This is a genomic window from Streptomyces sp. NPDC091416, assembly GCF_044756845.1.
GTDB lineage: Bacteria > Actinomycetota > Actinomycetes > Streptomycetales > Streptomycetaceae > Streptomyces.
Genome location: NZ_JBIVTU010000025.1, coordinates 18,494 through 31,364 on the forward strand (window position 1 = coordinate 18,494; position 12,871 = coordinate 31,364).

General features: G+C 67.2%; 10 protein-coding genes and 2 pseudogenes. 10 read left to right on the forward strand and 2 right to left on the reverse strand.

Annotated features, from left to right (window positions below; translation table 11 throughout):
* The first annotated feature begins 135 nt into the window (after positions 1–135).
* From ACIQMX_RS39695 to ACIQMX_RS39730, 8 genes and pseudogenes are all read left to right on the forward strand, one after another.
* Positions 136–582 carry a hypothetical protein gene (locus ACIQMX_RS39695; protein WP_402485809.1) on the forward strand — a complete coding sequence of 149 codons (447 nt, stop codon included), beginning with the start codon at positions 136–138 and terminating at the stop codon, positions 580–582.
* 484 nt (positions 583–1,066) lie between these two features.
* A complete protein-coding gene (locus tag ACIQMX_RS39700; protein WP_402485812.1) occupies positions 1,067–1,744 on the forward strand; it encodes a HemK2/MTQ2 family protein methyltransferase in 678 nt (225 codons plus the stop codon).
* The gene (locus ACIQMX_RS39705) at positions 1,728–1,979 is read left to right on the forward strand and encodes a CDGSH iron-sulfur domain-containing protein (protein ID WP_402485815.1); all 252 of its coding nucleotides are present in this window, start codon (positions 1,728–1,730) and stop codon (positions 1,977–1,979) included. The genes ACIQMX_RS39700 and ACIQMX_RS39705 overlap by 17 nt, the downstream gene beginning before the upstream one ends.
* Positions 1,976–3,022, forward strand: a complete 1,047-nt coding sequence (locus ACIQMX_RS39710) for an iron-containing redox enzyme family protein (RefSeq protein WP_402485817.1) — start codon at positions 1,976–1,978, stop codon at positions 3,020–3,022. The genes ACIQMX_RS39705 and ACIQMX_RS39710 overlap by 4 nt, the downstream gene beginning before the upstream one ends.
* Before the next feature lie 381 nt (positions 3,023–3,403).
* Positions 3,404–3,623 (forward strand): annotated as a pseudogene (locus ACIQMX_RS39715) (transposase family protein); the annotation flags it as partial.
* Between the two features lie 552 nt (positions 3,624–4,175).
* Positions 4,176–5,492 (forward strand): acetyl-CoA carboxylase biotin carboxylase subunit family protein, encoded by a 1,317-nt coding sequence (locus ACIQMX_RS39720; protein ID WP_402485820.1) that lies wholly within the window; start codon positions 4,176–4,178, stop codon positions 5,490–5,492.
* A 67-nt stretch (positions 5,493–5,559) separates the two neighbouring features.
* Entirely contained in the window at positions 5,560–7,608 is a 2,049-nt protein-coding gene (locus ACIQMX_RS39725; RefSeq protein ID WP_402485823.1) for a CocE/NonD family hydrolase, read from the forward strand.
* A gap of 203 nt (positions 7,609–7,811) precedes the next feature.
* The gene (locus ACIQMX_RS39730; protein WP_402485826.1) at positions 7,812–9,080 is read left to right on the forward strand and encodes a cation:proton antiporter; all 1,269 of its coding nucleotides are present in this window, start codon (positions 7,812–7,814) and stop codon (positions 9,078–9,080) included.
* Positions 9,081–9,311: 231 nt separating this feature from the next.
* Here the strand turns inward: ACIQMX_RS39730 and ACIQMX_RS39735 are convergent.
* Positions 9,312–9,470: pseudogene (locus ACIQMX_RS39735) on the reverse strand (IS5/IS1182 family transposase); the annotation flags it as partial.
* Between the two features lie 1,039 nt (positions 9,471–10,509).
* Here ACIQMX_RS39735 and ACIQMX_RS39740 point away from each other — a divergent pair.
* The gene (locus ACIQMX_RS39740) at positions 10,510–10,872 is read left to right on the forward strand and encodes a hypothetical protein (protein WP_402485828.1); all 363 of its coding nucleotides are present in this window, start codon (positions 10,510–10,512) and stop codon (positions 10,870–10,872) included.
* Positions 10,873–11,319: 447 nt separating this feature from the next.
* Positions 11,320–12,135, forward strand: coding sequence for an IS5 family transposase (locus tag ACIQMX_RS39745; RefSeq protein ID WP_402485831.1), 816 nt, complete (start codon positions 11,320–11,322; stop codon positions 12,133–12,135).
* Here ACIQMX_RS39745 and ACIQMX_RS39750 read toward each other — a convergent pair.
* Positions 12,127–12,627, reverse strand: a complete 501-nt coding sequence (locus tag ACIQMX_RS39750; RefSeq protein WP_402485834.1) for a hypothetical protein — start codon at positions 12,625–12,627, stop codon at positions 12,127–12,129. The two genes, ACIQMX_RS39745 and ACIQMX_RS39750, sit on opposite strands and share 9 nt — an antisense overlap.
* Positions 12,628–12,871 lie beyond the last annotated feature (244 nt).

Sequence of the window (12,871 nt, forward strand, 5' to 3'; positions counted from 1 at the left end):
CAGGGGCGCGCATATGTCGTGCCTGCTGAGAACAACACGGATTCCGGCCGGTGGCGCCCGTCGTAGGCCGTCGCGGCCTCTTGGAGGACGAGCCCGTCGGGTAGGCACATGCACACTCAGGGCATAGGTAGGGGCGTGAACGATGAACAGAGCAGCTATCCGAACACTGCACACCAGCGTCCCGAAGGCATCAGCGACAAAACCGTCGAAGCTCTGGGCGCCCTGTCGAAGGCGCTAGAGACGACGGAACGCGCCCGCGGCGCACTGTATGAGTTCCATCAGCTGACCGGCAGCGCCGACTTCGCCGTCGGCGACGCGGTCCGGCTTCTACGCGAGGCCGGCCATGAGCAAGACGCCGACTTCGTCGAACGTGAGATCCTCGGCCGCAACGTCATCCCCGGTCACTGGACCTTCCAGCTCATCGAGTCCTACAACCAGACCTACTACCGGCCGTTCACCGATGTCGAGCAGCAACTGATCAACAGGCTCGCCCAAGGCCACCGCCACCTGTACGAAGCCGAACTGAAGGAGGCACGCCGCCCCCTCGGTGGCACTCCTGGCACCAGCAAGCATCCGGGCTAGACGGCCCACCCATGGCGTCTCCCGGTCGCTGGTCCGCGAGAGCGCCCATGTCTCGGCGTCGTACCGTCCTTCGGACTGCCGCTGAGAACGTCCCGACCTCGCCTGGGAATACACGCGCGATCTCCCATCCTCTTGCTCCTCGAGACGGTGTCTCGGCCTTGCCGTCGGGATGGCCCTCCCGCCGAGGCATGTGGGCCCGCGACAGCGGTCATGCCTTCCGTTTCGGTGGGCAGGAGAGCCCCGAACCCAGGAGGCTGAAGTGACACATGATCCGGTCGGGCCGGTCGATGTACTGGCAGCCAAGCAAGCGTGCCCGATGCGTCATGGTCACTCTCAGCAGCCGCTGATCAAGCAAGTCGCTTCTGCCGAACAAGGCACACATTCGGCCACAGCCCGTCACCGCCGGAATGGCGCCCGCCCTGCGTGCGGCCCATCCTGGACGAGCGGCGACCAGTCGCCGCCACTACGAGAGCGAGGGGCGGCCATGGCCGTATCACCTCGGAGCACCCCTCGGCGCATGATGACGGTGCCGGGCGTCTACGCTCCCCAGCACGACACGCACCTCCTCATGCGGGCTCTCGCCCGTGAGAGCATCAGTCCCGAGACGCATGTCCTGGAACTGGGAACCGGCAGCGGGGCCCTGGCAGTCCACGCCGCCCAGCTGGGAGCACGCGTCACTGCTGTCGACATCTCTCACCGGGCGGTGTTGTGCGCCCGGGTGAACGCCGCCCTCCACCGCAGCCGGGTCACCGTCCGGTATCGCGACTTGTCCACTCTCGACGCGCGACAGTACGACCTGGTGATCAGTAACCCTCCGTATGTTCCCTCACCGACCGCACGGCCTCCGTTGCGGGGCAGAGCCCGTGCATGGGACGGCGGTCCGGATGGCCGCGCCCTCATCGACCGAGTCTGTGCGACGGCCGCGACCGTTCTGCGGCCCGGCGGCGCGCTGCTCATGGTCCACTCAAAAATGTGCGGCGCCCAGACCACGATCGATGTCCTGGCACGGGCGAGTCTCGAGGCGGAGGTCATTGACCGCGAGCTCATTCCGCTGGGTCCCGTCCTGCGCTCCCGTCTGCCGTGGCTGCACGCTCGGGGACTGATGGACGACACAGGGAACGACAAGGAGGAATTGGTGGTCATCCGTGCGCGACACATCTGACCCCCGTCGTGTCCGTTTCGTACCGGGTGGACCGCTCCTGGTAGAGGGGCCCGTCACCCCCACCGGGCACGACGGCGTGGCTGTCACCTCCGAGCGCTTCATGGTGGCGGTGTGCACCTGTCGTCGCAGCCGCCGCTATCCCTGGTGTGACACCAGCCACCGCAGTCGCACGGCTTCGCCCGCCGTGGATAAGACCGACATGTCCACCGACCCGGAATCAGGTGCGACAGCATGACCACCTCGCCCTACCTCGAGTCGCGTGGCGTCAGCCCGGTGCTGCCCGCCTCCCGCGGCGTGCTTTCCTGCGCCGTCCTGTCTGCCCTGCGGAACGGAAACGCACCCCTGGTCGATCCTCATGCCGTGTCCGACGCAGACCCTTACGGGGACGACCTCCAGCTTGCGCTCTACGTCCTCTACGAGCTGCACTATCAGGGATTCGACGGAGTCGGCGACGACCATGAGTGGGATCCAGACTTGTTGCGGCTGCGTGGTGCGCTGGAGCACCGCTTCCTTACCGCCTTGCGCACAGATGTGCCGGGGAAGGCCGACGCGCATGATGCCCTTGCCACGATCCTCACCGAACCAGCCGTCGACGACGGCACCGGCGTGAGCAACTTCCTGCGGAACGAGGGCCTGCTCTGGCAGGTCCGGGAATACGCGGCACTCCGCTCGCTCTACCACCTCAAGGAAGCCGACCCGCACGCCTGGGTCATCCCGCGGCTGCACGGCCGTGCGAAGGCCGCGATGGTGGCAGTGGAGTACGACGAGTTCGGCGCCGGACACGTCGAAGACATCCACGCCCGGCTCTTTGCGGACCTGATGGACGACCTCCGCCTGGACCACGCCTACGGTCACTACCTCGACGCAGCACCCGCGCAGGTTCTGTGCACCGTCAATGTGATGTCGCTGTTCGGTCTGCACCGGGCCTTGCGCGGCGCTCTCGTGGGGCACTTCGCAGCCGTGGAGGTGACTTCCTCTCCCGGATCCCGACGGCTCGCCGAGGCGATGCGGCGCACGGGCGCCGGGCCCGCTGCCGCGCGGTTCTACGACGAGCACGTCGAGGCCGACGCGGTGCACGAGCAAGTCGTCCGCCTTGAGGTCATCGGCCCTCTCCTGACGGCCGAACCCGGTCTGGACAGCGACGTCGCCTTCGGTATCCAGGCCACCGGTCTGCTCGAAGACAGACTGGGTGCGATGTTGCTGGCTGCATGGCGGGACAATCGCTCCGCCCTGCGCATCCCATTGGCCGCACCCGCACAACATCCCGGCAGCCGATGAACCGTCCCGCGGCGCCCGTGACCAAACGGAGGGCCTTGACCCCGAATCCTGGACACGGGTTATGCGGCTGGTGCCAGCGTAGTAGGTGTGAGTTGAAGGGCGCTCTCGAAGGCGATCGATGATCGTTGTCCGAGGTAGGAGTGTCCGCGTCGGGTGTTGTAGCGGTGGAACCATCGGAAGGCGTCGAGTCGGGCCACGCGCTGGGTCGGCCAACTCCTTCGTCCCTGCAGGGTCTCGCGTTTAAAGGTCAACACGAGCAGAATCTTCTCCCGAGCTTGCAGGTCGGCAGAGCATGAGCGCAGTCGGGTCCAGCACAAACAACGCAATGGCCGAGTCCTTCAACGAGTTGTTTCCCGGCAGGCCGATAGGAGCATCAACGCATACCAAGGAGCCGGCAGACCCGTCCGGGTCCCGCCCCGAGGCCGCCGGCTCAAGCAGTGGAAGCGATGCCACAACACCACCCACGCCAAGATCCGTTGTCTTGGCGAGCAGGCCATGGCCACCCTCAAGGCCTGGCGCCTCTTGCGGAACTCCGCTGCAGCAGCACCGCATCACCAACATCGTGAAGGCCGTCCTCGTCCTTCACCACGCGTCAGCATGAGGGTGGAAGAGGCTCACTCATAGGTCGGCTCCTTCATCGAATAGCTGCCCCTCGTCCGGTCGAGACCGGGAAGCGGGATCGGGCGTCGCCGGAGATCCCGGCGACGCGCTCTCAGGACACCGCTTGCCCGACATGCCGACCGCCGTGCATGCGCACCGAAGAATAGTTTCCGGACGGCCCGCGCGACTGTTCAGGGAGGCGTTTCCCGAATACGAGCGGTGGCCCCCACCTCCCCTGATCCACGGCTGTTTCAGTTTCGCTGAGGAGGCGGCGTGGGGCGGGAGGAAGGTGACCAAGGTCCTCAGCCGCGGAACCGCGAAATGCCCAGTTCGAAGCCTGACACGACCGCACGCAGCAGCTGAAAGGCAGTCAATTTCGCGTCGCACGGAATGTCACGAGAATCTCCCTGCGGAACTTTTTGTTCCGGGCCGGTTCCAACTGGTTCCGGAGGGCTGTTCGGGGAGGAGGTGTCCCAGGTGCGGGCGTTCGGTTTGAACACAGGCAAACGGGTAGGCGGCGCAAGACCCAGTGTTCAGCGAAAGGTGATCGATCATGCTCCCGGACCAGCGAAAGAACATCTTCGTCATAGGTATGGACGAAGCCAACCTGCGCACCCTCGAAGCTGTTCCGAACGCGGACGAGTACCGGCTCCACCAGCTATTCAGTATCGAGGAGTTACAGGAGGAGGCCATCACCGTCGACGGCCTGATGAGCCGGGCGCGCGCCGTGCTCGACTCCCACGAGGGCAGCATCGATGCCATCGTCGGCTACTGGGACTTTCCGGTCAGTACTCTCGTCCCCATGCTCAGCCGTGAGTACGGGACGACGAGCACCAGCCTCGCGTCCGTCGTGAAGTGCGAGCACAAGTACTGGAGCCGGCTGGAACAGCAGAAGGTCATCGACGAGCACCCCCGCTTCGGGATGGTTGATCTGGAGAGCTCCGATCCGCAGCCCCCGGAGGGCGTGAGCTTCCCCATGTGGCTGAAGCCCGCGCTCTCCTATTCCTCCGAACTGGCCTTTGGGGTAAACGACATGACGGAGTTCAGGTCGGCGGTCACTGAGATCCGTGGGGGGATAGCCAGGGTGGGCGAGCCGTTCGAGGCAGTCCTCGACCTTGTCGAACTCCCGCCGGAAATGGCGGGTGTGGGCGGTCGGGTCTGTCTGGCCGAGGAGACCATGACCGGAATCCAGGTGGCAGTCGAGGGCTATGTGCACGACGGCGAGGTGACCGTCTACGGGGTGCTCGACTCGATCAACTACCCCAATTCGTCGTCCTTCCTGCGCCACCAGTACCCGAGCACCCTTCCGGCCCCGGTGATCCAGCAGCTGCACGACGTCAGCGCACGCACCATGCGCCAGATCGGCATGGAGTCCGCCACCTTCAGCATCGAGTACTTCTACGACCCGAAGACCGGCGGCATCAGCCTCCTGGAGATCAACCCCCGGCACTCGCAGTCGCACGCGGAGCTGTTCGAGTTCGTCGACGGAGTGGCCAACCACCACCGCATGTTCAGCCTGGCCCTGGGGCGTGACCCCGCCCTCCAGCCGGGCCTCGGTGACTACCAGGTCTCCGCGAAGTGGTACTACCGCTGGTTCGGCGAGGGGCGGGTCCACCAGGTACCCACCGCCGACGAGATCGCCGCCATCGAGCGCGAGATACCCGGCGTCCGCATCGACATGGTGCCCGCCGAGGGCCAGCGGCTCTCCACGGTCGGCGGCCAGGACAGCTACAGCTACGAGATCGCCCACATCTTCACCGGCGGGAAGGACGAGGGGGATCTGCGCCACAAGTTCGACAGGTGCATCGCCGCTCTCGGCCTGACCTTCGACGAGACCGAGCCGGGTGAGCGAGGCCGCAACACCGCGTGACCTCGCAGAGGTCCGCGTGGCACCCCCGCCGGCACGCAACGACATCAGAAGGGAGCCAAGCACCGGTATGCGCTTCGTGGAACAACTGCCTTACGAGACACAGGAAGAGGACCACGTCACGATCGCCATGACGGACGGCGTCAAGCTGTCCGCCAGGATCTGGCGGCCCGTCTTGTCCGACCGGGAACCCGTCCCCGCGGTCGTGGAATACATCCCGTACCGCAAGAACGACCTCAGCTCGACACGCGACGCCATCCACCACCCGTACCTCGCGGGCCACGGATACGCCTGCGTACGCGTGGACCTGCGCGGGACAGGCGAGTCCGAGGGCGTCCTGCTGGACGAGTACCTGGAGCAGGAGCAGCGGGACACCGAGGGCGTGCTGGCGTGGGTCGCTGAGCAGCCCTGGTGCGACGGGAACACCGGGATGATGGGCATCTCCTGGGGTGCCTTCGCCGCACTCCACGCGGCTGCCCGTCAGCCGCCGAGCCTGCGCGCCATCGTCGTCGCCTCGTTCACCGATGACCGGTACGCGGACGACATGCACTACCTCGGCGGTGCCATGCTCTCCGACAATCTCGCCGAGGCCGGGACGATGTTCGCGTACGCCACCTGCCCGCCCGACCCCGAAGTCGTGGGTGGGGGCTGGCGCGACATGTGGCACGAACGGCTGGACTCCGCCAGGCCCTGGGTCCTCGAATGGCTGCGCCACCCGCATCGCGACGCCTACTGGCGCCATGCCTCGCTCAGCGAGGACTACGGGCAGCTTCGCTGCCCCGTGCTCGCTTCGAGCGGCTGGGCGGACGGGTACTCCAACGCAGTCACCCGGCTCCTCGCCAACGTCGACGTGCCCCGCAAGGGGCTCATCGGCCCCTGGTCCCACAAGCTGCCTCACCTCGGCGAACCCGGCCCGGCCATCGGCTACCTCCAGGAGGTCGTCAGGTGGTGGGACCACTGGCTGAAGGGCATCGAGAACGGTGTCATGGACGGCCCGATGCTCCGCACCTGGATGCAGGAGAGCGTGCCGCCGTCCACCTCGTACGAGGAACGCCCGGGACGCTGGGTCGCCGAACCCTTCTGGCCCTCACCGCAGGTCAAGGAGGTGGCACACCCGCTGCGCGGCTCCGCGATCGTCACCGCCGACGACGACCGGGTCGTGTCGGAGTCCGACCGCCTGCGGGACCGGGTGCGCACGGTCCGCTCCCCGCTCTCCGTAGGACAGTTCGCCGGGAAGTGGGCCTCCTACAACGCTCCCCCGGACCTGCCCTACGACCAGCGGGAGGAGGACGGCGGCTCTCTCGTCTACGAAACGGATCCGCTGTCCGAGCGGGTCGAGATCCTCGGCTCACCGGTGCTCGACCTCGAAGTGGAGTGCTCCACCCCGGTCGCCCAGGTCACGGCCCGGATCTCCGATGTCGCGCCGGACGGCCGCGCCACCCGTGTGACGTACGGCGTGCTGAACCTCACCCACCGCAACGGCGAGGAGCATCCCGAGCCGCTGGAACCCGGCCGCCGCTACCTCGTCCGGCTCTCCCTCAACGGCGTCGCGCAGGCCTTTCCGCCCGGACACCGCATCCGGCTGTCCCTCTCCACCTCGTACTGGCCCCTTGTGTGGCCGGCCCCGCAGCCTTCGCTGCTGACCGTCCACGAGAAGGACGCCGTGCTGACCCTGCCGGTACGACCGAACGACGAGCCGGACGGAGTGCCGGAACAGCCTTTCGGGGAACCGGAGGGCTGCCGGCCGCCCCCCGTGACCATGCTGACGGAACCGGAGCAGGCCTGGACCGTCTCCAGGAGCCTGGTCGACTACAACTCCTCCCTCGACATCGTGAAGGATCGCGGACTGCAGCGGTACGAGGCCAACGGCATCGAGGTGGGTCTGCGCGCCTGCGAGAAGTACACCTCGGTCGCCGACGACCTCTCCTCGCTCAGCGGCCGGTCGGCATGGACGATGCGCTTCCGCAGGCCCGGCTGGGACGTGCGCGTCGAGACGAGCACCGTACTCAGCTCGACCGCCGGTGAGTTCACCGTCGACGCAACCCTGGACGGCTACGAGAACGGGCGCCGGGTATTCTCCCGCACCTGGAACGAGACCGTTCCCCGGGACATGGCCTGAAGCGGCCTTCCCGCCGGCCGTGACGACGACGCCTCGTGCCGGCAGCCGTAGCCGAGGACCACAGTCCGCGGTCCCCTGCGGCTGCCGGAGGCCGCGCACCGTGAGCATCCGAACAGCGGCATGGCTTCCGGCAACAGCCGGCATCCGACGACAGCAGACATCGGCGCGGCACCGCTCGCACCGGAAGAGAGGAAAGGCCCGACGTGTCGATCACCACCGTGGGCGCGGTGTACGCATGCCTGGGCCTCGGAGCGTTCCTGGCCGCGGCACTGCCCCGGCTGCTGTCCCGGCTGCCGGTCTCCGTGCCGATCGTGTTCCTCACCGCGGGGGTGCTCCTCTTCCTCCTGCCGCTGCCCCTCCCGCAGGTGGATCCGGTCGCCGACCGCATCTGGGCGCACCACCTTTCCGAACTCTGCGTGATCATCTCCCTGATGGGCGCGGGGCTGGCCATCGACCGCCCGCTCGGCCTGCGCTCCTGGGCCACGACATGGCGGATGCTCGGAGTGGCGATGCCGCTCAGCATCAGCGCGACGGCAATCGCCGTCTGGTGGCTGCTCGGCTGGCCGGTGTCCGCCGCCCTGCTGGTGGCCGCCGCGCTCGCACCCACGGACCCCGTACTGGCGTCGGAGGTGCGGGTCGGTGAGCCGTCGGCCGACAAGTACGACGAGGACGAGGTCCGCTTCGCGCTGACCAGCGAGGCCGGGCTCAACGACGGACTGGCCTTCCCGTTCGTCCTCGCGGCGCTCGCACTCGCCGCGGCCGGCGACTCCTGGTCCGGCGCGCTCCTGGTGCACTGGGTCTGGAGCGACGTGCTCGTGCGGATCACCGTCGGCGTCGTCGCGGGCGTGGCCGTCGGGCTTCTGCTGGGACAGGTGCTCTTCCAAGCGCGCACCAGGTCGCTGCGCCTCGCCGAACAGGGCGAGGGGTTCTTGGCCCTTGCCGCCACGTTCCTGGCGTACGGCATCGCCGAGACGCTGCACGGCTACGGGTTCCTCGCCGTCTTCACCACCGCGTGCGCGCTGCGCAGGTCGGAACGTACCCACGGATTCCACAAGGTGCTGCACGGCTTCGTGGAACAGATCGAACGCCTGCTGATGACCCTGCTGCTCTTCGGAGTGGGCGCCTTCATCGCGTCGGGCGGCCTCGCGGCTCTCACCTGGAGGGGTGCGGCGGTGGGCCTGCTGCTGCACCTGCTCATACGTCCGGCCACCGGGTGGTTCGCGCAGCTGCGCGGCCCCGGCTGTCCCAAGGAGCGTGCGGCGACGGCCTTCTTCGGAATCCGCGGCATCGGCTCCCTCTTCTACCTCGCCTACGCTTTCGGGGAGGGCGAGTTCGGGGCGTACGAGAAGGAGATGTGGGCGGTGGTGGTGTTCACCGTGCTGGTCTCCGTCGTGCTCCACGGAGTCGCGGCGACGCCGGTGACCGCGTACCTCGACCGGCAGGCGGCCGAGGAAGGAGCCCGTAGCAAATAACGGACAAGGCAGGGGCGAGCGGGACTGGGTGCCGCAAGCCTCGCCGCGGCCGTCGTCGGGGGGCAGCCCGCAGCAACTACGGCCCTCTGTGCACAGCATCATCCCAGGCCCCCTGGGTACCAGAGGTCTCGCACCGGCTTCGGTGCCCGGAGAAGGAAGCGAGAACGTGGTGAACGATTGTCGACAGCAGGCCACCGAGGAGGAGGACGCCCGGGACCTCATCGGCGGCCCGACGCGGGCGCGGACCTGCTTGTGGGACGTGTCGTGTGCCTGTTTCCAGCCAGGCAGAGGCAGTTCTTCGCCTTTGCGGCGGCGGTGGGGCATCACAAGCCCGGGGCCAGGATAGCCGCCGTCGGTGATCGTCATGGTCTTGCCGACGGCGGCCTTCGCGTGCCGACCAGCCCCTTCCCGCAGCGGATGAGCAGCTGCCAGAGCTGGACGCTGAAGCGGAAAGCCTCAGGTCCCTCCAGCACCCCGTTGCGGCTGCCAGGGCTACGAAAGTCGATCCCGACGGGCGACCGGCTGCTCGGAGTGAGCGGAATCCTTGGGGGCACCGGGTTCATGCGCGGCGTCGACCAGGGCCCTGACGGGGAGACCGGGGCTGGCTCCGTGCGGCGGCGCTACCGCAACGCTGCCGGCAAGGAGCGTCCTCCACGTGAGTCGTATGAGCAGGTGGTCGAGGCCGCACCTGGATGAAGCAGGCCCGGTCTACGTCGCCGTGCCGGAGGAGTGAAGCGACCAGGTCCGCAGGAAAGGTGACCCCCACCCAGTTCCTGTTGCGCTGCTGCGATCTCCTCGCCGCCCGCAGGCGGCTGAAGCGTGGCAACCGTGCGGGGCGCGTGCTCGCGCAGCCACGCGTCGATGCGAGTCTATGAGTCCTGGACCATGTCTGATGTCATAGAGCCGAACCTTACTAGTTGTTTTCCAACCCGCTGGTGTTCGCACCGTGAAGGCAGAGACGGTCCCACAGCTCGTCCCACGCCTCCGGAACTTCCTCTCGCTCCACCTGATTCAGGAACAGTGGCGCTCGCCCAACCGCCCCATGAGCATCGACCACCCGCGTCCAGTCCGTCACGAGGGCATTCAACTGTTCCCACAGCCTCACTGCCAACCTGCAGGATGACAGGGCCAGGAGCTCCCGAACCATTGCGGGACAACACTTATAGCCGCGACCTGATTGATCCCGCTGACCGCCGCGAAGTCGCGACTTTGCGCGGCGGTCTTCACCCTCACCGATTGAGGAGTTCTGGCCAATAGGGGGATTTGATTGCATTTCATCTGAACCGCGAGCATCAATACACGCCTCCCGACGCTTGCGTGAGCCCAGCGGGGACACCAGTATGTATCCGCCTACCGTTATCCGCCATCGCGAGTGGTGTACCCGCCTGTCGGGATGGCTTCAGATTCCACCCACTGAATGGAGCGCGGAATGAAGTCCTGGAAGAGAAAATGTGTCAGCGCGGCCGGCGCAGCTGCTGCCATTGCCGCAATTTCCCTGGCCAACCCGTCTACAGCGCAAGCCAACTCCATGTACGGCTGCAACTACCCGGAAGTCTGCTTCACCACTGGAAGCGGCAATCACACCATCTTTGCCCGATTCAAGGACGTGACGTCCTCCTGGCAATACCTCAACAACCCGAACACCGATTACGGGGCCATCAACACTCGCAACGATGACGTCGCATACCTACTGGAAAGCGATGGTGGCGTGTACTGCTTGAAGCCAAACAGCACAATGGGCACCAGTAAGACAATCAAGGCGATTCGAATTTCCTCAAGCGCCACCTGCTAAATATGGTACACAGAACCTGGCGCATCTAACAGAATTGCATGCCTTTAACAGGGGGCCGGAACTTAATTCCTAGAATTAAGTTCCGGCCCCCTGTGATTCGAGTTGATAGCCGTGAGCTGATGAACTGCCGTTCAGCCTCGGAGTGGGGATAGCCCGTGCCAGTGACTAGTTGTTTTCCAACCCGCTGGTGTTCGATGGCGGGCCGTACGACGAGCTTGATCGTGTGACTTGGTGGCGGGAGAGGACACGAGGACGAGGCTCCGTTCCTAGCGTGTCGGGTGTCTACGCCGAACCCGCAAGAAGCAGAGCCTCGTTGTGTCTCACGCTATCGCCTGCGCCCCTGATCGTCCGCTGCCCGACCTCCGGTTCACGGCACCGTGCGACTGTCTCGTCCCCCTGTACGGAAACGCCGGGGACCGACTGCGGGCGCGTTTCTATGCCACGGGCATGACTGATGAGGAGTGGCAGGTCATCCGGCGGATGATGCCTCTGCCGAACTGGCTGTGCGGGCGCGGGGGAAACCCGGAGGGCTACTGCCACCGGGAGATGTTCGACGCGGTGCGCTACCTGGTCTCCGAGGGCATCAAGTGGCGGGCAATGCCGGCCGACTTCCCGCCCTGGGGCGCGGTCTACGCCTTCGCCCGCCGCTGGCAGGCCGACGAGCTCCTGGACGTCCTGCACGACCGGCTCCGTGAACAGGTGCGGCTGTTCGAGGGCCGGGATGATCCCGAACCGACGGCCGCGATTGTCGACTCCCAGTCCCTGCGCGGCGCGGCCACGCTCACCGGTGACCGCCGGGGTTTCGACGGAGCAAAGCTGGTCTCGGGCTCCAAGCGGCACATCGCGGTGGACTGCCTGGTCCTGCTGCTCGTAGTGAGGGTGACCGCCGCCGACCTGCAGGACCGCGACGCGGGTGTGAACCTGCTCAGTGCCGTGCGCCGTCTGTTCACCCGGGTGCGTCTGGTCTGGGCCGACAGCGGCTATGCCGGCGCGCTGGTCGACTGGGCCCGCGAGAAACTCGCCCTGAAGGTCGAGGTGGTCCGCCGCACCGACGACATGAGCGGCTTCGTGGTGCTGCCGCGTCGTTGGGTGGTGGAGAGGACGTTCGCGTGGTTGGTCAGCTGCCGCCGCCTGGTCCGTGATTACGAGCGGACCGCCGCCGCGCACGAGGCGTATGTGAAGTGGGCGATGGTCACCTTGATGGCACGCCGGCTCGCCGCCGTGGGGCGGCAGGCCCGGACGGTGCCGCCGGTCTCAGCGTGAGACGGCGGTGAACGAGCGCCCGTCCTCACTGGCCAGCCAGCACCGCTCGACCAGGTGCTTGAGCTGGGCGCGGACTCCTTCCTGCGAGCTGCGGCCGGCTCCCTCACCGAACAGGGCGCGGACCACGTCCGGCACCCGCACCGGCCGGTCCGCACCCGAAACGAACGATACGATCTCGGCATACAGGCCGGGCAGTCGGGCCGGATCGGCCCCTTCGCTCCACTGCGGCACATACCGGCTCACGGACTCCGCGGCTTCGCCCGCCCCGGCAATCTCCGGCTCCCCGGCCTCGCCGGCCCGGCCCCCGGCTCCGCCCTCACGCAGTTCCTGCTCGACCTCCTCGAAGATCTCGCCACCGATACGCCAGCGCGTGGCCTGCTCCTCGACCTGGTCGGCCTCCTGTTGCAACACCGCAATCCGCTCGCGCAGTTCGGCGGCTCGCGCCTCGAGATCGCGCAGACGGCGCTTCATGACAGCGGCGGGCGTGGGCACGGCAGACCTCCGGACTCGATGACCCATGGTTCTTGATGGAACCCCCGACCGATTTCTCAGAGCCCCCGAAACGTGTTTCCCATACCCTCCTCGCGCCCTTTTCTGGTCGGCTGGCATGAGGCCGACGTGTGGGGGGGGGGGGGGGCCCGGGGCGGGGGCGCCCCCCCCCCCCCCCCACCGCCCGGGCCCCCCCCCCCCCCCGGGGTCGCCCACGGGTGGGGGGGGGAGGGGTGGGGGGGGGAGG

Coding starts and splice junctions, on each gene's coding strand:
- ACIQMX_RS39700 (WP_402485812.1), top strand. CDS start 1,067: ATGGCCGTATCACCTCGGAGCACCCCTCGGCGCATGATGACGGTGCCG.
- ACIQMX_RS39710 (WP_402485817.1), top strand. CDS start 1,976: ATGACCACCTCGCCCTACCTCGAGTCGCGTGGCGTCAGCCCGGTGCTG.
- ACIQMX_RS39720 (WP_402485820.1), top strand. CDS start 4,176: ATGCTCCCGGACCAGCGAAAGAACATCTTCGTCATAGGTATGGACGAA.
- ACIQMX_RS39725 (WP_402485823.1), top strand. CDS start 5,560: ATGCGCTTCGTGGAACAACTGCCTTACGAGACACAGGAAGAGGACCAC.
- ACIQMX_RS39740 (WP_402485828.1), top strand. CDS start 10,510: ATGAAGTCCTGGAAGAGAAAATGTGTCAGCGCGGCCGGCGCAGCTGCT.
- ACIQMX_RS39745 (WP_402485831.1), top strand. CDS start 11,320: ATGACTGATGAGGAGTGGCAGGTCATCCGGCGGATGATGCCTCTGCCG.